This window comes from Pantoea sp. DY-15 (assembly GCF_019795935.1).
Classification (GTDB): domain Bacteria; phylum Pseudomonadota; class Gammaproteobacteria; order Enterobacterales; family Enterobacteriaceae; genus Pantoea; species Pantoea leporis.
The window spans coordinates 104,202-125,953 of the sequence record NZ_JAIMIF010000008.1 but is presented as its reverse complement, the minus strand read 5'-3'; the positions used below and the strand labels follow the sequence as shown (position 1 = coordinate 125,953).

Below are 21,752 nucleotides of genomic sequence, written 5' to 3'. Positions count from 1 at the left end.
TTAAGTGAAACGTGAGGCGATTATAAACAAATATTTTTTTCATTAAACACGATTACAGAAGAAACATTTCATTTTGCGATGGAGATCAAATTCAGCAATGAAACGTGGGCTGCGCAAGCCGCGAAAGGGGGAAAAGTGGAACAGTAACAGGTCATTTGCAGGTCATAACGAAATTTCATTTCACTTCAGTAGCTTCCTTGATTCGCCAGCACTTTCCTGAGACCTGGCTCACAAGCCTGACTATCACTGAAACTCCGAAAGATTCCAACGCTGCTTTGCGGCCTGGTCAGAGTTTTACCTGGCTCACAAAATCGTGATGGATGTTTCATTTCATATTGAATTTGGAATTTTTATTCCTCATACTGCGACCAAAGCCAATCAGGCACCTTGAGAACCCGGAAGCAAAGCGCTCGACGTTGGGCGGCAGCGCCCGCAGTGTCTGCTTATCACAGAAGGAAACAATAGGTATGAGTACACAACAGAAGCGGCTTGATGTGATTTGTATCGGACGCATCGCCGTCGACCTCTACGGTCAGCAAATTGGATCACGCCTGGAAGATATGACCAGCTTCAACAAATATCTCGGCGGGTCTTCCGGCAACGTGGCCTACGGTACGGCGATCCAGGGCCTGAAATCGGCGATGCTGGCGCGCGTAGGTGACGAGCATAACGGCCGCTTTTTGCGTGAAGAGCTGCAACGTGCGGGCTGCAATACCGATGGCCTGATTACCGATAAGCATCGCCTGACCGGGCTGGTGATCCTTGGGATCAAAGATGAAGAGAGCTTTCCGCTGATCTTCTACCGCGACAACTGCGCCGATATGGGGCTGGTGCCGGAAGATATTAACGAAGAGTTCATCACCTCTTCACGTGCGGTCGCAGTCACCGGCACGCACCTGTCGCATCCACAAACCCGCGCCGCCGTGTTGAAAGCGCTGGATATCGCCAAACGCAACGGCCTGCGCACCGCGCTGGATATCGATTATCGTCCGGTGCTGTGGGGACTCACCTCACTCGGCGACGGCGAAACGCGTTTCATTGAATCGGGCGAAGTGACGCAACAGCTGCAGGAAGTGCTGCACTATTTCGATTTGGTGGTCGGAACGGAAGAAGAGTTCCATATTGCCGGTGGCAGCACCGACACGCTGACCGCGCTGAAAAATGTGCGTAAATCGAGCCAGGCCACATTAGTGTGCAAACGCGGTCCGCTGGGTTGCGTAGTGTTTGAGGGCGAGATCCCGGATAGCTGGGAACAGACCAAACTGCAGAGCGGCGTGCGTGTAGAAGTGCTGAACGTGCTGGGCGCGGGCGATGCCTTTATGTCTGGCCTGCTGCGCGGCTGGCTGAATGATGAAAGCTGGGAGCAAGCGTGCCGTTACGCGAACGCCTGTGGCGCGCTGGTGGTTTCGCGCCACGGCTGCGCACCGGCGATGCCAACGAAAGAAGAGCTGGATGATTTCCTTAGCCGCGATAAAGAGGTGAAACGTCCGGATCTCGATGCGCGTCTCAATCACCTGCATCGCGTCACCACGCGTAAACAGCAGTGGCCAGAGCTGAATGTGTTCGCCTTCGACCATCGCAAACAGTTGGCTGATATGGCGCGCGAAGCGGGCGTCAGCGAAGAGCGCATCCCAGAATTGAAACTGCTACTGCTGCGTGCCGCAGAAGAAGCGGCCAATGAAGCCGGCCTGAATGAGAAGAGCGGCATCCTCGCGGATACCACTTACGGCCAGAAAGCGCTGAACGCGATTACCGGTAAAAACTGGTGGATTGGGCGTCCAATTGAGCTGCCAAGTTCACGTCCGCTGCGTCTTGAGCACGGCAACATCGGCTCACAGCTGGTCGACTGGCCAGCCGAGCACGTGGTGAAATGTCTGGTGTTCTACCATCCGCACGACAGCGCGGAACTGCGTAAAGAGCAGGATGAGCTGGTGCTCGATGTGTGGAATGGCTGTAACAAGAGCGGGCACGAACTGCTGCTGGAGCTGATTCTGCCGGAGAGCAATCCGGACCGTAACGAATCTTACTATTACGACATGCTGAGCCACTTCTACAGCCTTGGCATTCAGCCAGACTGGTGGAAACTGCCGCCGCTCTCTGCCGAAAGCTGGCAGGCGATCAGCGGGTTGATCGAGCAGAACGACCCGCACTGCCGCGGCATTCTGCTGCTGGGCCTCGATGCCCCGGAAGAGACGCTGAAAGCCGGTTTCGCCGCCGCAGCGCAAGCGCCGTGGGTGAAAGGTTTCGCGGTAGGTCGCACCATCTTCGGCCAGCCGTCACGCCAGTGGCTGCAAGGCGAGCTGGATGATACAGCGCTGGTTGAGACCGTGAAAGGGAACTACCTGCGGTTGATCGGCTACTGGCGCGCTGTACGCGGTTAAGTGCGAAGTTAGCTGGGAAAAAGCGGCCAATTGGCCGCTTTTTTGATTGTGCTCGCTGGCCCTCATCCTAGCCTTCTCCCGCCAGCGGGAGAAGGGACCGATCCAGCATTTGTTGAGTATTGAACGCGATCCGGTGTACCGCACAAGACGGTTCCCTCGCCCGCTTGCGGGAAAGGGTTAGGGGAAAACCTGCATATTCTGTGAGGCATTTCATAAACCGATGAAATAAGCGTCACGATGATGTCAAACAAATGAAATTTTCCATCCATCTGGTACTATAGCGCTCATTATCCAGCCATATTTTCTTTTCTAGCGGGCCGAAGTAATGACCAATAATCCAACGCAATTGACCTTGTTACAGGACGAGATCCGTCGTCGCTATGAGACGCTGAGCAAACGCCTGAAGCAGGTGGCTCGTTATATCCTTGATAACAGTAACAGCATCGCTTTCGATACCGTTGCCTCTATCGCGCAACATGCCGATGTGCCGCCCTCGACGCTGATCCGCTTTGCCAACGCCTTTGGCTTCAGCGGCTTCAACGAAATGAAACAGGTTTTCCGTCAGCATCTGATGGAAGAGACCGTTAACTACACCGAGCGCGCGCGTCTGTTCCGCCAGACCGCCACCGACGACAGCGCCACTTCACCAGAGAGCCCGGCCGAAATCCTCAACGTTTTCACCATGGTGAACAGCCAGGCGCTGCAACAGCTGGCGATGCAGGTCAATCCGGACCAGCTCAACCGCGCGGTGAAAATGCTCGATGAAGCCGAGAACATCTACATCATCGGCCTGCGTCGCTCATTCAGCGTGGCGTCGTATCTGGTGTATGCGCTGCGCCATCTGGAGCGTCGTGCGTTCCTGATCGACGGCCTCGGCGGCATGTTCACCGAGCAGCTGAGTATGGTAAACCCGAAAGACGTAGTGATCGCCATCAGCTATTCGCCGTACGCGCGTGAAGCGGTGGAGTTGGTTGAGTTGGGTGCCAAACGTGGTGCGCATCTGATCGCCATCACCGACAGTCAGGTCAGCCCGCTGGCCGCCTTCAGTGATGTGTGCTTTGTGGTGCGTGAAGCGCAAGTGGATGGCTTCCGTTCGCAGGTCGCCTCACTGTGTCTGGCACAGACGCTTGCCGTGTCGCTGGCGCTGAACAACAACGTAACCAGCGAATAACTCTCGTAGGGTCGCCATTCATGGCGACCACCCAACAAAAAGGGCAGCCACCTGGCTGCCCTTCTTACATTGATGTGCAATCTACGAGCGCGGATACTGGTCGCTGTTCACCCAGGCGTGATCTTTCTCCCAGGTAAATTTCCACAGACGTTTTGGACCCGCCATCACGTTGAGATAGTAGTTATCGTACCCGGCAATGGTTGCCACCGGATGATAGCCACGCGGTACTGTCACCACATCGCGGTTATACGGCGCCATGCACTCGTCGAGGGAACGGTCGTCGGTATAAACGCGCTGCATGGCGAAACCTGGCTCAGGATCGAAACGGTGATAGTAGGTCTCTTCCAGATAGGTTTCGTCCGGGCTGTTTTTCTGGTCGTGCTTGTGGCTGGGGTACGAACTGGTCGCGCCTTCATCGGTATACACTTCCACCACCAGCAGGCTGTCGGCCTCTTTGTTGTCCGGCAGAATGTTGTGCACCAGACGCTGATTACGCCCTTTACCACGCTGCTCAACGCCAACATCTTCCGGCGCAATCAGCCGCGCCGGCAGGTTGCCGCTGCTCGGTGCATTACACACCGCCAGCTCCAGATCGCTATCCGCATACACTTCCACTTCGTCGTTATGCGGTACGTAGACTGAGTAAGGCGGAGTGCGTTCAAACGGCGACAGACGCTTACCCAGATTCGGGAACTCGGCGTGACGGGTTTTCACCGATGCAAAGCCCGCTACCAGCACCAGACACAACTCTTTGTCGCCGCTACTCAGCTTCAGGCTCTGCCCTTTTTTCAGCAGATAGGCATCAAAGCCGACATATTCCCAGCCCGCGCTTTCCGGCGTGATGTGCTGGATGCGGCCGTTGCTGTCGGGTTTTTGCGCTTTCGAAATCAGAGACATCCTGTTCCTCCTTGTTGAGCGAAATTAGCCCAGCGTCGGCATGCTGAACTCAGATACGGTCTGCTGGCCGCTCGGCCAACGCACGGTGGCGGTTTTCATGCGGGTGTAGAAACGCACGCCGTCTGGACCGTGCACGTTCAGCGCACCAAATACCGAACGCTTCCAGCCGCCGAAGCTGTGGAACGCCATCGGAACCGGAACCGGCACGTTGACGCCAACCATGCCAGCTTCGACGTTCTGCACGAACTCACGCGCGGTGTGGCCGTTGCTGGTGAAGATGGCGCTACCGTTACCGAATTCGTGGCTGTTAACCAGCTGCAGTGCGCTGTCGTAATCGCTGGAACGCATGATGCTCAGCACCGGCCCGAAGATCTCTTCGCGCCAGATAGTCATATCCGACGTCACATTGTCGAACAGCGTGCCGCCAACGTAGTAACCTTCTGCATGGCCAGCAACCTGAATGCCGCGGCCATCAACCACCAGCTTCGCGCCTTCCTGCTCACCTTTGTCGATGTAGCCTAGCACTTTCTTCTGGTGCGCAGCAGAAACCACCGGCCCCATTTCATTCTCTTCGGCACCTTTCTGGATGCCAGGACCCACGCGCAGCGCTTTGATCAGCGGCGTCAGACGCGCAATCAGTTTGTCTGCGGTGTCGTCACCCACGGCAACCACAACCGGCAGCGCCATGCAGCGTTCACCCGCTGAACCAAACGCACCGCCCATAATGGCGTTCACGGTGGCATCGAGATCGGCATCGGGCATCACGATGGCGTGGTTTTTCGCCGCGCCAAACGCCTGCACGCGTTTACCGTGGGCGCTGGCAGTTTTATAGATGTGCTCCGCTACGCCGGAAGAACCCACGAAGCTGACTGCGGCGATGCGCGGATCTTTGTACAGCTGCTCGGCATCTTCGTTAGACGAATGCACTACGTTGAATACGCCATCCGGCAGGCCCGCTTCTTTCAGCAGTTCGGCAATGCGCACTGAGGCTGATGGATCCAGCGCCGGTGGCTTGAGGATAAAGGTGTTGCCGCACGCCAGCGCGATGGGGAACATCCACAGCGGCACCATCGCCGGAAAGTTAAACGGTGTAATACCGGCAACAACGCCTACCGGCTGCATCAGCGAATAGCTGTCAACGCCGGTGCCCACGCTCGGTGAGTTCTCACCTTTAATCAGATGTGGAATACCGCAGGCATACTCGATCACTTCGATACCGCGCGTCAGTTCACCCAGTGCATCGGACCACACTTTACCGTGCTCAGAGACGATCAGTGCCGCCAGCTCTTCGCGATGTTTTTCCATCAGCGCTTTAAAGTTGAACATCACACGGGCACGACGCAACGGCGCGGTTTTCGACCATTCCGGGAAGGCGGCATGCGCGACTTCAATCGCCTTTTCCACTTCAGCAGCGGTGCTCTGCGTCAGTTCACGCACGACTTTGCCGGTCGCCGGATCGTACACGGGAATGGTTTCATTGCTGGCGCTGTGGGTAATTTTGCCGCCGATAAAGTTTCCTACGATAGTCATGTCGTTGCCTCTTAGATGTGAAGTTCCCTGCAGATAGCCCGTTCGAACCGCGACGCTGCATGTGCAGGCAATACTTAAAGCGTGCTATGAAGCTATCGTAATGAAATGAATTTTTCAAATACTTCTTTTTGGAAAATTTCCTTTTAGCGGCATGGATCGCATTTTTTCCGCCTGCGCTGACAGCCGGGTGCAAATCAGCCTGTAGCGCTGCACTGCTGGCGCGAAAGGCTTGCTAAACCGCTCTGCCGCTAAGCCGTTGCGCGCACAGAATTTGTGTCTGAACTCCAGCTTCGACATGAAACGCGAAACGAAATATGAAATTTTTGCGAGGCAGATCCAATATCTGATATTTCATAATTCAATAATAATGAAATAAATGTTTTCTTTGCAGCACCTCATCCGTATCCGTTTACAGGAGCCGCACATGGCCATCGATCCGACTCGTTTCTGTATTAACCGTAAAATTGCGCCCAGGCTAACGCTGGAAGCCTTCTTTCAGCTGGTGCAGCGTCTGGGATTAAGCAAGGTTGAACTGCGTAATGACATGCAGAGCGGCAAGGTAACCGATGATCTCAGCGCGACGCAGCTCCGTGCGCTAACGGATAAGTACCATATTGAAATCGTCACGATTAACGCGCTCTATCCGTTTAACCGTGCCGATGAGGCGCTACTGGCTAAGGCCGACGCGCTGCTACAGGAAGCACAAGCCATCGGCGCAAAAGCGCTGGTGATGTGTCCGCTCAATGAAGGGATTGAGATTTCGCCCCAGCAGACGCTGGAAGCGCTGCAGGTATTGGCGCCGCGCTTTGAAAAGTATGGCATTCAGGGGCTGGTTGAACCGCTGGGCTTCCCGGTCAGTTCGCTGCGCTCGGCGGTGCAGACGCAGCAACTGATTCAGCAAGCAAAAGTCCCGTTTAAGGTGCTGCTCGATACCTTCCATCATCACCTGTATGAGAACGCCGAAAACGAGTTCCCGCAGGAGATTGATATCAACCATATTGGTCTGGTGCATTTATCCGGGGTGGAAGATACCCGCCCAACGGCGCAACTGACCGATGAACAACGCATCATGCTCAGCGACCGCGATGTGCTGAACAGCGTGGCGCAGGTGAAACGTCTGGAGATGCTGGGCTACAAAGGCGTTTATGCATTTGAACCCTTTGCCTCATCGCTGGAGACGTGGAGCGCAAAAGAAATCGAACGCGAAATTCGTCAAAGCATTGAATTACTGCAAGCCTGAAAACGAACCCTTATCTGTGTCTAATGACACATTTTGCTAGTGTTGGCCTCGGTCGGAGGCCTTTTTTTGATACCCGTCATATTTTAAGCCATAGCTGCGTTGGCTGCTCGTGCTCACCCCAGTCACTTACGGGCGTAAGCTCCTGGGGATTCTCACGCTTGCCGCCTTGCTCTGACTTAAACTATTTAGGGTACGCCTGAGTTAGATAGCAAAACTACGCGTTCTCCTTAACCTCCACCACCGGATCGTCCGGCATCCGCTTAATCATGCGCAGCGTGCAGAACAGCGCTAAACACACCAGCAGCGCGGTGAGGAAATAGACCAGCGACACGCCGGCATAACTCATGATGAAACCGGCAATCGGCCCGGTGATACCCAGCGACAAATCCATAAACGCGGTATAGGTGGCGAGCGCGCTGCCCTGATTCTGCTGTGGCACTACTTTCACCGCCACTACGCCAATCGCCGGGAACACCAGCGAGAAACCCGCGCCGGTGAGGAACGCGCCCATCTTCGCCATCCATGGATCGAACGAACCGGCCACCAAAAACAGGCCAATCGCTTCCACCGCGAAGCAAATACTTGCCACGTGCAAACCGCCGAGCTTATTGATGGCATTCGGGAACAGCAGGCGCGTGCCGACGAACGCGGCGCTGAACATGGTCAACGCGAAGGCAGCGCCATCCCAACCTTTATCCTGATAAAACAGCGTGATAAAGGTGGCGATTACGCCAAATCCAGCGGAACCCATCGCCAGAATCAGGCCGAAACCGTACACCTTGCTCAGCACATCACGAAACGGCAGCGGCTTGGCTTTGCTGCCTTTCACCGGCGCACGCGGCAGCGCCAGCGCAATTGCCAGTACACAAATGGCGATGATGATGCTGGAGAGCAGCAGCAAGCCGCCGCTGCGGAAAATCACCACGCCGAGCGGCGCACCAATCGCCATCGCGCCATAAGTGACAATGCCGTTCCACGAAATCACCCGGCCAATATGCAGCGAACCGACGCGCGCCACGCCCCACAGTGAAGTGCCGGTGCCGGAAAAACTCTGTCCGATACCCAGAATCACGCGCCCCAGACACAGCAGCACCAGACTCAGCACGCCCTGCCCGTCGCTGAGCGCCGACAGCAGAATACAGATGCCGCTCAGCAAACAGCCCACCAACCCCAGCACCACCACTTTTTTCGGCCCCCACAGATCGGCGAAGCGTCCCGCATGCGGGCGGCTTAGCAGCGTGGCGATGTATTGCAGGCTGATCACCAATCCGGCCCAGAAGGCGTTGTAACCCAGCCCGTCATGGACAAAGCCGGGCAGCACCGCCAGCGGCAAGCCGATGGTGAGATAGCTGGCGAAGTTGAACTTCACGATGGAAAGGATCAGTAAATTGAGGCGAAAACGGCCGTGTTCAGGTGCGGCGGCAGGCGAGTCAGGCATGAGTGATTGCGCTCGTGGGTGACGGAATTTTTATAACAAGAGGATAACTATACGCCTTTTGGTTTTATCCGCATCAGTGAAATGCCCAGTTTTACGGTCATCATTTCGTCATATCGCGCTCGTAGACTCGCCCTCAATCAAATCCCAAAGAGGATAACAATCTGATGACGCCCCTGATTTCTCAGGCGCGCGTGCGTAACGCTCACTCCTTCGCGGGAGGAGGCCGATGACGCATGCCGCGCTGCCTATTGAACTGAAAAATCTCAGATGGTCGGTGGGTAACCTGACTATTCTGCACGATCTCTCCCTGACCATTCCTGCAGGTGAAATCCTTGCGCTGCTCGGCCCGAGCGGCTGTGGCAAAAGCACGCTGCTAAAGCTGCTGGCGGGTTTGCTGCAGCCCACCGCAGGTGAACTGTGGATTGGCCAACGCTGCGTAGCATCGCCGTGCCACTGCGATGCGCCGGAGCAGCGTAACCTCGGCATGGTGTTCCAGGATTACGCGCTGTGGCCACACATGTCGGTGGCGCAAAACGTCGCCTTTCCGCTGCGCATGCGCGGCATGAAAAAAGCCGCAGCGCGGCTACAGGCCGATGACGCACTGGCGCAAGTTGGCCTCGCGGATTTTGGCGATCGCAAACCGGCGTTGCTCTCCGGTGGCCAGCAGCAGCGCGTGGCGCTGGCGAGGGCGCTGGTGGCGAAACCGGCCATTCTGCTGTTCGACGAACCGCTCTCCAACCTCGACCGCGATCTGCGTGAAACCCTGGTTCACACCATGGCGGATTTGCTGCGCGCGGCGGGCATCACCGCTGTTTACGTTACGCACGATCGCGACGAAGCCAACACGTTGGCCGACCGCATCATTCACCTGGCGCAGGGCCAGATTGTTTCCGTTACTCACCTCTCAGGGGACCACAATGCCATCTCTCAAGTCAGTTAAAACAGGAGCCATCAGCGCGATGATTTTGACTTCCGCCATCATGATCAACGACGCCCAGGCGCTGACGGTGTACACCGCCGGCCCGGGTTCGTTGTCGAAAAGTCTTGCCGCCGGATTTGAAAAACATACCGGCATCAAAGTGAATATTTTCCAGGCCACTACCGGCAAAGTGATGGCGCGTCTGGAAGCGGAACAGGCCAATCCGCAGGCCGATGTGCTGATTTCGGCTTCGTGGGATACCGCCGAAGATCTGCAACAGCGCGGCTGGCTGCAACCTTTCGAAAGTGCTAATGCTGCCAAGGTGCCGGATCAGTTCAAAACCGCCAACTATGTCGCGCAGGGCATTTCCGCGCTCGGCATCGTGTGGAATACGCAAAGCAACACGCCAGAGCCAAAAACCTGGCAGGATCTCACCGCGCCCGCCTTCAAAGATAAAGTCACCACGCCGGATCCGGCGCTGTCTGGCGCGTCGCTCGATCTGCTGATTGGCCTGCAAAACAGCGAAGGCGAAAAAGCCTGGCAGCTGTTTGACCAGCTGAAAGCCAACGGCATGGTGATGAGCGGACCCAACGCGCAGGCGGTGACGCCGGTGCTGCAGGGCGCGAAAGCGGCGGTGTTTGGTGCGGTCGATTACGTCACCTATAACAACATCGCGCAGGGCGAGAGTGTGAAGGTGATCTTCCCGGAAAACGGCACCGTGGTCGCGCCGCGTCCGATGATGATCCTGAAAAGCAGCCAGCATGCAGATGATGCGAAGAAATTCGTCGATTACGTGCTGTCGGATGAAGGTCAGGAGCAAGTAGCGAAAGCCTGGCTGATGCCGGCGCGTACCGATATCAAAGCGCAACGTCCGCTGTTTACCGAGATCAAGTTATTGCCGACTAATCAGGATGGCAGCAGCGAACGTTCGGCGGTGCTGAAGCGCTTTGGCGCCCTGTTCGGACAGTAAGCGATGTCGCGTGCCCTGAATGGCTTGATTCTGCTGGCGTTATTGCTGCTGGTGGCGCTGCCGCTGCTGTTTATCGTGCTGCAAGCGTTGTTTCCCTACTTCGGCGAAGGCAGCTGGCGCGGCGCTTTTAGTGCTTTTCCGGCGCTGCTGGACGATCCGCAGCTGGTAGCGATGTGGTTGGGCACGCTGAAAATCGGCGGCGGCGTGGCGCTGTGCAGTTTGCTGCTGGGCTTGACGCTCGGCGCACTGCGCGGCCTGTTCCACTTGCCGGGCGCGGCGCTGTGGGATCTGCTGTTTCTGATCCCCTTTTTGACGCCGCCCTATATTGTGGCGCTGTCATGGACGCTGGCGCTGCAACGCAACGGGTATATCGAACAACTCACCGGCATCAACTTCGACAGCCTGCTATTTAGCAGCAGCGGCATGATTGGCGTGATGACGCTGAACATCTTTCCGGTGGTCTATTTCGCGGTGTCGCGTTCGCTGCTGGCGAGCGGGCAACGCCTTGCCTGGGTAGCGCGCGTGCATGGCGCATCGGCGTGGCGCGGCTTCTGGCACATCACCTTGCCGCTTACCTTACCGGCGTTGGCGGGCGGCGTGCTGCTGGCGTTTACGCTGGCGATTGAGGAGTACGGCGTGCCTGCGGCGCTCGGTGCGCAGGCGAAGTTGACGCTGATGACCGTTGGCATTGAAACCAAACTCGCCGACTGGCCGATCGATCTGCCTGGCGCGGCGTCGCTGTCACTGATGCTGAGCCTGATGGCGCTCACGGCGTGGCTGCTGCAGCGCAAACTGACCGGCAGCAGCGATGTGACGGCGGTTGGTGGCAAACCGGTGAGTCAGGAACTGGCGCATGCGGGACGCTTACAAATCTTAATGCTGCTGCCGTTTGCTGTCACCGTGCTGCTGGCGGTGGTGCTGCCGCTCGGCGCGATGACCCTGAGCGGCTTACTGAATACGCTCTCCGGCGGATTGTATCTGAGTAATCTGACGCTACGCCACTTCGGCGCGCTGTTCAGCCAGCAAGGCGATGCGCTGGCGGCCTTCTCCACCAGCATTGGCCTGGCGCTCGGCGCGGCGCTGCTGACCGGCGCGCTGGGTTTTCTGATCGCCTGGCGCGTATCGGAAGGGAAAACCCGTTTGCTGGCGATGATGGATGGCCTGGCGCTGCTGCCTGCGGCGATGCCCGGCGTGGTAGTGGGTGTGGGATTAATTCTGCTGTGGAACCGCGGTTTCTGGCCGGTTTCGCCCTATAACACGATGTTTATTCTGCTGTTGTCGTACAGCTGTTTGCTGCTGCCGTGGCCGGTGCGCTATGTCAGTAGCGCGCTGCGCCAGCTGGCACCAACGCTGGAACCGGCGGCGCGCGTGCACGGCGCATCACGTTTGCAGGCGCTGCATCTGATTGTGCTGCCGCTGGTCGCGCCCAGCTTGCTGGCGGCGATGATGATGGTGTTTGCCGTAGCGTCGCGCGAGCTGGTGACATCGCTGCTGCTGGCTCCGGCAGGCACGCAAACCGTGGCGATCTTTATCTGGCGTCAGTTCGAACAGGGCTCGGTGGGACAAGGTATGGCGATGGCCACGCTGACGCTGCTCGCCAGTTTGAGTTTGATGTTAGCGGCCACCGTGCTGATGCGGCGTCAGGCCCGGTGATGATAATGACGGTCGCCATAAATGGCGACCCTACGACCAGGACTTCTCTTTATCTTAAAAAACAGAAGGTTAATTTTCATCAACTACACTCTCCTGAGAAATTTTGTCTCAGGAGAGAGAATGAATAACCTGCTTCAGGAAAAAATTGGCCAGAACATCCTGGTAAAACTGGCGATGCTGGTGATTATTCTGGCGGGCATTCGCGCCGCCTCGGACATTCTGGTGCCCTTCTTACTCGCCAGCTTTTTAGCTATTGTGCTCAATCCGCTGGTTACGATGCTAATGCGACGCGGCGTCAAACGTGGCCTGGCGATTACGCTGGTGATCACCGTGATTTTTATCGTCGTACTGTTACTCATTGCTGTACTCGCCAGCTCGGCCAGTGACTTCAGCGATACCTATCCGCAAATCCGCGCCATGCTGGAGCAGAAACTGGCGGTGGTGCAACATTTTGCCGCGCGTTTTCATATCAACATCTCTACCGAAGCGCTGGCTGCGCGCCTCGATCCCAACGTGGTGATGGACATGGCAACATCGGTGCTAAAACAGCTGTCCGGCGCGATGACCAACGTCCTGCTGCTGATCCTCACCGTGGTGTTTATGCTGTTTGAAGTGCGTCATCTGCCGTACAAGATGCGCAATGCGATGGTTAATCCACAAATCCGCATCGCCGGTCTGCACCGCGCGCTGAAAGGTGTGACGCACTATCTGGCACTGAAAACCCTGGTGAGTTTGATTACCGGCGTGGCCGTTTGGCTGTCGCTGCTGCTGCTCGGCGTGAAGTTCGCGCTGTTCTGGGGCGTGGTGGCGTTCATCCTTAATTTCATCCCCAACATTGGCCCGATCATCGCCGGTATTCCGCCATTTATTCAGGCGCTGGTGTTAAATGATATTTATGACGCCATGCTGGTGGCGGCGCTGTTCAGCGCGATTCATATGGTGTTCGGCAACATGCTGGAGCCAAGATTGATGGGGCGCGGGCTGGGACTCTCGACGCTGGTGGTGTTTCTATCATTGATTTTCTGGGGCTGGCTGCTGGGTCCGGTCGGCATGTTGCTGTCGGTGCCGCTCACCAGCGTGACCAAGATTTTGATGGAAACCACGCCAGGCGGCAGCCGGTTGGCGATTATGCTGGGTAATGGGCGGCCGGGCAAACGGGCGCGGTAATAACCAGGTCGCCGTAATGCTGGTTTTCGTAGGGTGCGCATTTAAGCGCACCAGGTCGCCATGAATAGAGACCCTACGCCGCTTATTGAAACACGCTGTTATCGGTAATCGCCTGCACATCGACTTTGTTTGGCAGGATATTCAACTCGCTGAACAAGTCCGACACCTTCTGCACCTTCGCCACATCATCTGGCGTCACGCCACGCACGCCGTGGGAAATACGCGCCGTAATCTGCTGCGCGTCCGCCGGTTGCAGGCGCGTTAACTGCGCATACACCTCGTTATACTGCTGCGGATGCGCCAGCGCCCATTCGCGCGCTTTGGCCAGACGATGGGTGAAATCCGCAATCGCCGCGCGCTTGGCGGGATCGTCGAGCGAGCTTTGCGTGGCGGTGACAAACGACAGCGCGGTTGTCAGCCCTTTGCCGTCACGCAGCAGACGCGCGCCATGCTTTTCCGCGATACCTAAATAGGGATCGAAGGTCGCCCATGCGGCAATCTGCCCGGAGTTAAACGCCGCGCTGGCGTCGGTTGGCAGCACAAAACGCACCGGCACCGTATCACGCGGCACTTTCGCTTCTTCCAGCGCCTCATACAGCAAGTGCTGCGAGATACTGCCGCGCGCCGACGAGACAACAACCTGCTTGCCAGCCAAATCTTTCACGCTGTGGATCGACGAATCGGCGGGGACGATCAGCCCGTTCGAACCGGCGTCACCGACGTTGGTGGCGATGATCTTCAGCGGCACGCCGCCCGACGCCGCCATCAGCACCGGCAAATCACCGGCGTACGAGGTGTCCACCGCGCCGGCGCGCTGCGCTTCAAACAGTGGCGCCGCGCCCTGGAAATTCGCCCAGCGATATTGATAAGGCGCGTCTTTCATCACATCTGCCGCTTCAATTAGCGAACGCAGATTGCGCGCCTGATCGCCCAGCACCAGCGTGACTTTACTCAAATCAGGCGCCGCCTGACTGCCAAACGCCGCGCACAGCAGCAGCGCAGAAATTACCGGTTTCAGCCATTTCATCGGGGAGATTCTCAGAGTGCGTTGCGGTTGAGCTGGCGGATGTAAGCATCCCAGTGCAGCTGATATTTGCGATTGCGAATGCTGTTATCAAACGCCTGCGCGGCTTTCTCGGAAACGGCGTCCGGCAGAATGATCAGATCTGCGCCGCCCGATTGTGCCGCCAACTGCGCCTGGCAGGCGCGTTCGAGGTAATAGAGGTTGTAGAAAGCTTCTTCAATGCTGCCGCCACTGGTCAGCAGGCCGTGATTGCGCAGGATCAGCGCGTTGAGATCGCCGAGATCGGCAACGATGCGCTGCTGCTCGTCGAGATCCAGCGCGATACCTTCGTAATCGTGATAGCCGAGGCGATTATGGAAACGCGTGCTGTGTTGCGAAATCATCAGCAAGCCGTTTCGCTGTGCCGAAACGCCAATGCCGGCCGCGGTGTGGGTGTGCAGCACCGCATGGGCATCTGGCCGCGCGCGGTGAATCGCACTGTGAATAACAAATCCGGCAAGGTTAATTCCCAGCCCGGTTGGGTCGTCGATAATATTGCCGTCGATGTCGATTTTTACCAGCGTTTCCGCCTGGATTTCATCGAAGGTTTGCCCGAAAGCGTTGATAAGAAAGTGCGGCTGATCGCCCGGTACGCGCAGGGAAAAGTGGGTGTAAATATGGTCGGTCCAGCGTAGCTTCGCCGCCAGATGATAAGCCTGCGCCAGCTTGGTACGCGCCTGCCATTCGCCTTCGCTGATGCGCTGCCGTAGTGATGTGACATCCAGGGTTTCCGTGCTCATTTCCGCTCCTCATTTCAGGTCAATGTGCTTACCTAACATCGTGGCATAGCGTTTTTGCCGCTGGGAAATGCCAATAACGGCAAAACATTGTCATTAAACGCAAAGTGAGATTGATCATTGACCTGTATCAGACCGGTTTAATCTTAAATCGCTACCCTACACAGCCCTGTGAAAATGGTATGCTGCTGACGCCGCAAGCGCAGCTTAAACCGACTGAGGATTGTCTGGTGCCACTGAAAAAACGACATCACGATTTTGATTGGGTCTTAATCGTTTGTGCCGGGTTGCTGCCGTTGGTGCTCGGCATCCTTTGTACGGCCATCGAAGCGCGCCACACCGTCAGCCAACAGCAGATCTCAACCGCCAATACCTTGATTACTCAGGCTGAAAAGATGAGTGACAACGCCTGGAATATGATCACTGAGATGCGCCAGTATCAGTACCAGCCTTGTGCCAAAATCGAAGATCAGCTGCAGCGCGCCGGTACGCTCAATCCCTATTTTCGATCCATTGGGATTTTGAAAGGCAATGACATTACTTGCTCGTCCGCCTTTGGTCTGCGACATGGCACCTTGACCGAGATGATGATGCAGCCGCCGCCGATAACCGGCAAAGCCTGGTGGAGCATTTCGGTGCGCGGCACCATTGGCGTGCCGAATCGTCCGGCGGTGGTGTTTATGCGTCAGCTTCCCGATACCAGCGGTTTTTGGGCGGTCATCGACGGCCAATATTTGATGGATTTCATGAACGCCATTGGCGGTTCACGCGGTTACCACATGAGCTTGCAATTTAGTGGCGGTGCGGTGATTGCCAGCGGACCGACTGACATGCAGCCAAAGCTGTATATGAAAAGTGAATCTTTTCAGGCCGACTCCAGCCGCTATCCCATCACCGTTAATGTAACCGTTCCGGCTTCTGAGCTGCTCAAAGCCTGGCGTCAGGCGCTGTTTATCTTCCTGCCGATGGCGGCGATTTTCTCGATTCTGCTGATGATCCTCACCGCCAACTGGCTGCGTCGCCGTATTTCCTGGCACGATGAAATTGCCCGCGCCATCCGCGCCCGCCAGTTCTCAGTGCATTATCAGCCGGTTTACAGCAATACCTTGCACGCCTGCGCCGGCGCTGAAGCCTTGCTGCGCTGGCAGCGGCCCAACGGCGACATGATTCGCCCGGATATCTTTATCAGCGCCGCTGAAGCCGAAGGCATGATTGTGCCGCTGACACAGCATTTGCTGGAGTTGATGGCGGAAGATATTCAGAGCTGGCAGGTCGAACCCGGTTTCCACATCGGGCTGAATCTGGCAGCGGAACATCTGCAACATGCTGATTTTGTAGCGGATATCGAGCAGTTCGCAGCGCGCATTAAAGATAAAAATATGATTATTACGCTGGAGCTGACCGAACGCAGCCTGATTGAAGATGGCGAAATGGTGGCGTGTAAGCTGCGTCATTTGCGTGCGCAGGGCATGAAGGTGGCGATCGATGATTTCGGCACCGGTCACTGTTCGCTGACCTATCTGCTCACCTTCCCGCTCGATTATTTGAAAATCGATCGCGGCTTTATCAATGCGATTGAAGGCCTCGACGTGGAAACGCCGGTGCTGGACGCGATTATTAATTTGTGCCACAAGCTGGAACTGGATGTGCTCGGCGAAGGCGTCGAGACCGCAACACAATTTGAGTACCTGCGGCAGCGTGGTGTGATATTTATTCAGGGCTACTATTATGCCCGTCCGCTGGATAATGACCGGCTGCGTGCCTGGCTCAGCGAGCAAGGGCACAAGCCACTTCTCGTTGAGGAACATCATGAGCCTGAACTGCATCATTCTTGATGATTACCAGAACGTCGCCCAGTCGCTTGCCGATTGGGCATCGCTCGCCCCACTTGTGCAAACCACTTCCCTGACTGAACATCTCGCCGACCAGGATGAACTGGTTAAGCAGATCGCCCACGCTGATATTTTGGTAGTAATGCGCGAACGCACGCCGCTCAGCGCCGAGCTGATTGGCCGCTTGCCTAATCTGAAAATGGTGGTCACCTCCGGCATGCGTAATGCTTCCATTGATTTGCATGCCTGCGCGGAACGCTATATCGCGGTATGTGGCACCGCCAGCAGCAGTGCGGCACCACTGGAACTGACGTGGGGATTGTTGCTGGGACTGGCGCGCCATATCGTGCCGGAGAATCAGGCGCTGCGCAGCAACGGCGCGTGGCAGCACACTTTAGGCATGAGCCTGCAGGGCAAAACGCTGGGATTACTCGGACTGGGTAAAATCGGCGGCGAGATGGCAAAAGTGGCGCAGGCGTTTGGGATACGCGTGTGTGCGTGGAGCCAGAATCTAACCGCCGAGCGCGCCGCCGAGTGTGGTGTAGAACGTTCGCCATCGCTGGCTGCGCTGCTCAGTAGCAGCGATGTGGTGTCAATTCATCTGGTATTGAGCGAGCGCTCACGCCATTTGCTTGATGCAGCGGCGCTGGCGCAGATGAAGCCCGGCGCGCTGCTGATTAATACTTCGCGCGCCGGCATTGTCGATCAACAGGCGATGATCGCCGCACTGCAGTCGGGTCAGTTAGCCGGTGCGGGATTGGATGTGTTTGAACAGGAGCCGCTGCCCGCCGATCATCCGCTGCGTCAGCTGCCGAACGTGCTGGCGACGCCGCATCTCGGCTATGTCGCCGACAGCAATTACCGCACCTACTTCACGCAGGCGGTGGAAGATATTCAGGGATGGTTGACGGGTGCGCCGCTGCGCTCGCTACTCTGAACGGCCTGCGCGCCGTTTTTCCGCAATACGCAGCGCCACTTCGAGGCTGTCTTCCGCCAGCGCGCCATTCGGCACATCGCGCTGGGCGTTAAGACGTTGATTAATGCGCTCCAGCGTCGGCGTTAACTGTCCCACTAATTGCTGATATTCATCAAGCTGCGTGATGGGTTGGTTACGTGCGATGCTGGTTTGTGTCAGCCGTTGCAGCTGACGCAAGCTCTCGGTCGCCTGGCGGGAGAGTAATCCGGCCTGACGCCAGCTTTTCAGGCGCTGCAGTAGTTCATCGGGTTGTTGCACCAATAATGCCAGCTGCGCATCTGCCCGCTCGCCACAGTTAATCCACGCCGTCGAGGTGCTGGAAACCGCAGCCGTACGCGGTGCCGCAGGCACAAGATTGATAAGATTGCTTTCTACACTGTCGCTCATCGACAGCCAGGGATTCTTAAAAGACTGGGCGTTTATCCTCGACATGAACACTCCACCAAAGCACGGCGGCAGAGTATTACCCAATGTTTTGGAGCTGGCAAGCAGAGGTTACCGCCTCGCTTAATGGTAAGTTTTTCTTATTTATTTGCGCAACTCTCAGCTATGGCAATAAAGCCGCGGCATACCAGAATAATTGATTATTTGATCGCCATTGGGGAGTTGATACATCTGATAAAAATCATTATTCGCTTCCCGCCCTGAAGTGAAAAGAACCTGTGCCGCGAGTGCGGCAGGCACCGTATCATTGGCCATAATCTGCACCTGATGCGTATTCACCAGCATAAAATCACCCTGCCGATGCCAGCTATAATCAGACACCCGATTCAACTGGTAATGGCGATCGCGAAGCGTAATGGTGCCGGTCAGGATTGAACTGCCGCTGCCATCAGCTTTAAAGCGATTTCGTACTGTGGCGTTAATCACGCCCGCCGGCATCGCTTCATTCTGGATACGATAGGGAAATTCACACCATTCCGGCACCGGTTCGGCTGGACGCACCAGTAGCACCAACGCCCACGGCAAGATAAATGCAACAACAATGGCCATAACGAGCAATGATTTACGCATCGGGTAACTCCTGAGCAGATACCATCCACGATAGACACTCATTGTTCTTTTGCGACATCGGCCTGGCGCAGATAAATGTGCTGGTAAACACGCGTGTGCGCGACCGGTTGATATACAGCAGTGACGGTATCGAACCATCCGCCAGACGCGGTTTTAAGTCGCGATAGCGGCGCAGGGCATCCTGGACGGCAAAGGAGTTCGGCATCAGACTTTCCGCGATAAACACCTGCGTTTTCGCTTCGTGCCCGTAAGATTTGTAGTTGGTGCCTTGATGGTCGCTCGGGGCTAACTCGTGGCGCGCGACCAGCGCTAGCACTACATTAAAAAGCAAAAATCCCGCCAGCAATCCGCGCAACAGCCAGGATTTTTTCTTTACTACCGCAGCCTGTACTAGCGGTTCAGGCTGGGCGTCAATAGGCGCCTCAACCTTTGCTACAATAGGCACACTGTCACTGTAGGGTTCAACATCTACCTGCTCCGCCAGCACGCAGCCAATCAGCGGAACCTGATGAATCAAGGCGCCCGGTGCGTAAGCAAGGAGTGCCAGACGGTTAATCTCGGCAATCGTCGTGGTGAGGCTATCGGCAAAGGGTATCTCAGAGCGTTCACGCTGAAACAGGACATGCAGCGCCTGATTGCGTACCAGTTTCCCCTGCGCATTTAACACACGACGTAACACCGCACTTTGCAGCGGCGTTAATGCTACGCGTTGTGCAGGAGAATTGAGGGGATAAAACACCTGTTGGTCGGCATCAAAACAGAGACTTTTGGCAAATAAAGCAAAGCGCGCCATATGAAACCTGATTTCCAAAAAAGCAACTTACGTAAGTATATGTAGTTTCACCACAAGACGCACGCTCACGGCAGCTTGTAACGTGATTACGCTCCGCTTTTTTGGCGCGTTTAAGCCACAGCATTAGCTAAAAAATAAGCAGTTAATGGTGAAAACATGACAAATATCACACTAAATCGGTATACTCTGTCGCGGTTGGCAATCATTACCCCCCTAATAATTGCCCGGCAGGCCAGGGAAAAAGCGTTATTTCCCGGCTATGCTTTAATTTTCTCAACGCCGCGGACTGTTGGCATTGTTTGAGTCCGCAGCGTTGAGGATTTTTCGAATTCCAATACAGGGTATCTGCATGAAACTACGTAGGAAGCGTGTAAAACCTATCGGGATTGATGATGTCACGATTATCGATGACTCCCGTTTACGTAAAGCCATTACCGCAGCTTCGCTGGGCAACGCGATGGAATGGTTTGATTTTGGTGTTTATGGCTTTGTGGCTTACGCGCTGGGTAAGGTGTTCTTCCCGGATGCTTCACCAAGTGTACAGATGATTGCTGCACTGGGTACGTTCTCGGTTCCGTTCCTGATTCGTCCACTCGGTGGTTTGTTCTTCGGTATGTTGGGCGATAAATATGGTCGCCAGAAAATCCTCTCTATTACTATCGTCATTATGTCGATCAGTACCTTCTGTATCGGCTTGATACCGTCCTATGCCTCAATTGGTATTTGGGCACCGATTCTGCTGCTGTTGGCAAAAATGGCGCAGGGCTTCTCGGTCGGCGGTGAATATACCGGTGCATCGATCTTCGTTGCCGAGTACTCGCCTGACCGCAAGCGCGGCTTTATGGGCAGCTGGCTTGATTTCGGCTCCATCGCCGGTTTTGTGCTCGGTGCGGGCGTCGTGGTGCTGATCTCCACCATTATCGGTGAAGAGAAATTCCTCGAGTGGGGCTGGCGTATTCCGTTCTTTATTGCGCTGCCGCTCGGCATTATCGGTTTGTATCTGCGTCATGCCCTGGAAGAAACGCCGGCGTTCCAGCAGCACGTTGACAAGCTGGAACAAGGCGACCGTGAAGGTCTGCGCGACGGCCCGAAAGTGTCGTTTAAAGAGATCGCGACCAAACACTGGAAAAGCCTGTTGGCCTGTATCGGTCTGGTGATTGCCACCAACGTGACCTACTACATGCTGCTGACCTACATGCCGAGTTACCTGTCACATAACCTGCACTACTCGGAAGATCACGGCGTGTTGATCATCATCGCTATCATGATGGGTATGTTGTTTGTGCAGCCAGTAATGGGCATGCTGAGTGACCGCTTTGGCCGTCGTCCGTTTGTCATCATCGGCAGTATCGCCCTGTTTGCCTTCGCGATTCCGGCCTTTATGCTGATTAACAGTGGCGTGCTGGGTCTGATTTTTGCCGGTCTGTTGCTGATGGCTGTGATCTTAAACGCCTTTACCGGTGTAATGGCATCCTCGCTACCTGCGATGTTCCCAACCCACATTCGCTACAGCGCATTGGCAAGTGCCTTCAATATTTCGGTACTGATTGCCGGTCTAACGCCGACATTCGCTGCTTATTTAGTGGAAGCCACCAACAATCTGTATATGCCGGCTTACTACCTGATGGTTGTCGCGGTGATTGGTTTGATTACCGGTATCTTCATGAAAGAGACCGCCAACAAGCCGCTGCGCGGTGCCACGCCAGCCGCGTCGGACATGGATGAAGCACGTGAGATCCTGCAGGAGCATCACGACAACATCGAGCAGAAAATCGAAGATATTGATGACGAGATCGCCAAGCTTGAGGCGAAACGTAAAAACCTGGTGCAGCAGCATCCGGACATCAACGAGTAATCTTCCCTACTCCCGCCGCCCGGCGGGAGTTTTCGTTTCCGCACACAATCCTTCATGCGCAGCCGCGAAAAGGGGTAAACTATTGCCACTTTTTTAACCTGCATAAGTTGTAGAGC

At 56.0% G+C, this 21,752-nt stretch carries 18 protein-coding genes; 10 read left to right on the top strand and 8 right to left on the bottom strand.

Features of this window, described 5'->3' with window-relative positions; genetic code table 11:
- The first annotated feature begins 467 nt into the window (after positions 1–467).
- Both iolC and K5Y32_RS23305 read left to right on the top strand, forming a co-directional pair.
- Positions 468–2,381: a 5-dehydro-2-deoxygluconokinase gene (iolC, locus tag K5Y32_RS23310; RefSeq protein WP_222186019.1), complete on the top strand. Its 1,914-nt coding sequence runs from the start codon at positions 468–470 to the stop codon at positions 2,379–2,381.
- Between the two features lie 325 nt (positions 2,382–2,706).
- Positions 2,707–3,552, top strand: coding sequence for a MurR/RpiR family transcriptional regulator (locus tag K5Y32_RS23305; RefSeq protein ID WP_008107943.1), 846 nt, complete (start codon positions 2,707–2,709; stop codon positions 3,550–3,552).
- An 81-nt stretch (positions 3,553–3,633) separates the two neighbouring features.
- Here the strand turns inward: K5Y32_RS23305 and iolB are convergent, their stop codons facing one another.
- Together iolB and K5Y32_RS23295 are read right to left on the bottom strand one after the other, a co-directional pair.
- Entirely contained in the window at positions 3,634–4,449 is an 816-nt protein-coding gene (iolB, locus tag K5Y32_RS23300; RefSeq protein ID WP_192236964.1) for a 5-deoxy-glucuronate isomerase, read from the bottom strand.
- Between the two features lie 24 nt (positions 4,450–4,473).
- A complete protein-coding gene (locus K5Y32_RS23295; RefSeq protein WP_222186018.1) occupies positions 4,474–5,979 on the bottom strand; it encodes a CoA-acylating methylmalonate-semialdehyde dehydrogenase in 1,506 nt (501 codons plus the stop codon).
- A gap of 424 nt (positions 5,980–6,403) precedes the next feature.
- On the opposite strand from K5Y32_RS23295, the gene K5Y32_RS23290 reads away from it, so the two are divergent.
- Positions 6,404–7,219: a TIM barrel protein gene (locus tag K5Y32_RS23290; protein WP_222186017.1), complete on the top strand. Its 816-nt coding sequence runs from the start codon at positions 6,404–6,406 to the stop codon at positions 7,217–7,219.
- A 214-nt stretch (positions 7,220–7,433) separates the two neighbouring features.
- Here K5Y32_RS23290 and K5Y32_RS23285 read toward each other — a convergent pair whose 3' ends face one another.
- On the bottom strand, positions 7,434–8,657 hold the full coding sequence (locus K5Y32_RS23285; protein WP_222186016.1) for an MFS transporter: 1,224 nt from the start codon (positions 8,655–8,657) through the stop codon (positions 7,434–7,436).
- Between the two features lie 226 nt (positions 8,658–8,883).
- Here K5Y32_RS23285 and K5Y32_RS23280 point away from each other — a divergent pair, with 226 nt between their 5' ends.
- The 4 genes from K5Y32_RS23280 (at position 8,884) to K5Y32_RS23265 (ending at position 13,366) form a co-directional block, all read left to right on the top strand.
- Positions 8,884–9,597: an ABC transporter ATP-binding protein gene (locus K5Y32_RS23280; RefSeq protein ID WP_222186015.1), complete on the top strand. Its 714-nt coding sequence runs from the start codon at positions 8,884–8,886 to the stop codon at positions 9,595–9,597.
- Positions 9,575–10,546, top strand: coding sequence for an ABC transporter substrate-binding protein (locus K5Y32_RS23275; protein WP_222186014.1), 972 nt, complete (start codon positions 9,575–9,577; stop codon positions 10,544–10,546). The genes K5Y32_RS23280 and K5Y32_RS23275 overlap by 23 nt, the downstream gene beginning before the upstream one ends.
- 3 nt (positions 10,547–10,549) lie before the next feature.
- Positions 10,550–12,199: an iron ABC transporter permease gene (locus tag K5Y32_RS23270; protein ID WP_222186013.1), complete on the top strand. Its 1,650-nt coding sequence runs from the start codon at positions 10,550–10,552 to the stop codon at positions 12,197–12,199.
- A 120-nt stretch (positions 12,200–12,319) separates the two neighbouring features.
- Positions 12,320–13,366, top strand: coding sequence for an AI-2E family transporter (locus K5Y32_RS23265; protein WP_101762704.1), 1,047 nt, complete (start codon positions 12,320–12,322; stop codon positions 13,364–13,366).
- A gap of 82 nt (positions 13,367–13,448) precedes the next feature.
- Here K5Y32_RS23265 and K5Y32_RS23260 read toward each other — a convergent pair whose 3' ends face one another.
- Both K5Y32_RS23260 and K5Y32_RS23255 read right to left on the bottom strand, forming a co-directional pair.
- Positions 13,449–14,393 (bottom strand): ABC transporter substrate-binding protein, encoded by a 945-nt coding sequence (locus K5Y32_RS23260; RefSeq protein ID WP_222186012.1) that lies wholly within the window; start codon positions 14,391–14,393, stop codon positions 13,449–13,451.
- A gap of 11 nt (positions 14,394–14,404) precedes the next feature.
- A complete protein-coding gene (locus K5Y32_RS23255; RefSeq protein ID WP_222186011.1) occupies positions 14,405–15,169 on the bottom strand; it encodes a class II aldolase/adducin family protein in 765 nt (254 codons plus the stop codon).
- 227 nt (positions 15,170–15,396) lie between these two features.
- Between K5Y32_RS23255 and K5Y32_RS23250 the strand changes: the two genes are divergently transcribed.
- Together K5Y32_RS23250 and K5Y32_RS23245 are read left to right on the top strand one after the other, a co-directional pair.
- On the top strand, positions 15,397–17,001 hold the full coding sequence (locus tag K5Y32_RS23250) for an EAL domain-containing protein (protein WP_222186010.1): 1,605 nt from the start codon (positions 15,397–15,399) through the stop codon (positions 16,999–17,001).
- A complete protein-coding gene (locus tag K5Y32_RS23245; RefSeq protein ID WP_222186009.1) occupies positions 16,976–17,935 on the top strand; it encodes a D-2-hydroxyacid dehydrogenase family protein in 960 nt (319 codons plus the stop codon). The genes K5Y32_RS23250 and K5Y32_RS23245 overlap by 26 nt, the downstream gene beginning before the upstream one ends.
- On the opposite strand, the gene K5Y32_RS23240 is transcribed toward K5Y32_RS23245, so the two are convergent.
- The 3 genes from K5Y32_RS23240 to K5Y32_RS23230 form a co-directional block, all read right to left on the bottom strand.
- Positions 17,927–18,406 carry a hypothetical protein gene (locus K5Y32_RS23240; protein ID WP_222186008.1) on the bottom strand — a complete coding sequence of 160 codons (480 nt, stop codon included), beginning with the start codon at positions 18,404–18,406 and terminating at the stop codon, positions 17,927–17,929. The two genes, K5Y32_RS23245 and K5Y32_RS23240, sit on opposite strands and share 9 nt — an antisense overlap.
- Positions 18,407–18,517: 111 nt before the next feature.
- Positions 18,518–18,988 carry a hypothetical protein gene (locus K5Y32_RS23235; RefSeq protein ID WP_222186007.1) on the bottom strand — a complete coding sequence of 157 codons (471 nt, stop codon included), beginning with the start codon at positions 18,986–18,988 and terminating at the stop codon, positions 18,518–18,520.
- The gene (locus K5Y32_RS23230; protein WP_222186006.1) at positions 18,981–19,781 is read right to left on the bottom strand and encodes a hypothetical protein; all 801 of its coding nucleotides are present in this window, start codon (positions 19,779–19,781) and stop codon (positions 18,981–18,983) included. Before K5Y32_RS23230 ends, K5Y32_RS23235 begins: the two co-directional genes overlap by 8 nt.
- 349 nt (positions 19,782–20,130) lie before the next feature.
- Here K5Y32_RS23230 and proP point away from each other — a divergent pair, with 349 nt between their 5' ends.
- Positions 20,131–21,636, top strand: coding sequence for a glycine betaine/L-proline transporter ProP (gene proP / locus K5Y32_RS23225; RefSeq protein WP_101762711.1), 1,506 nt, complete (start codon positions 20,131–20,133; stop codon positions 21,634–21,636).
- Positions 21,637–21,752: the final 116 nt, after the last annotated feature.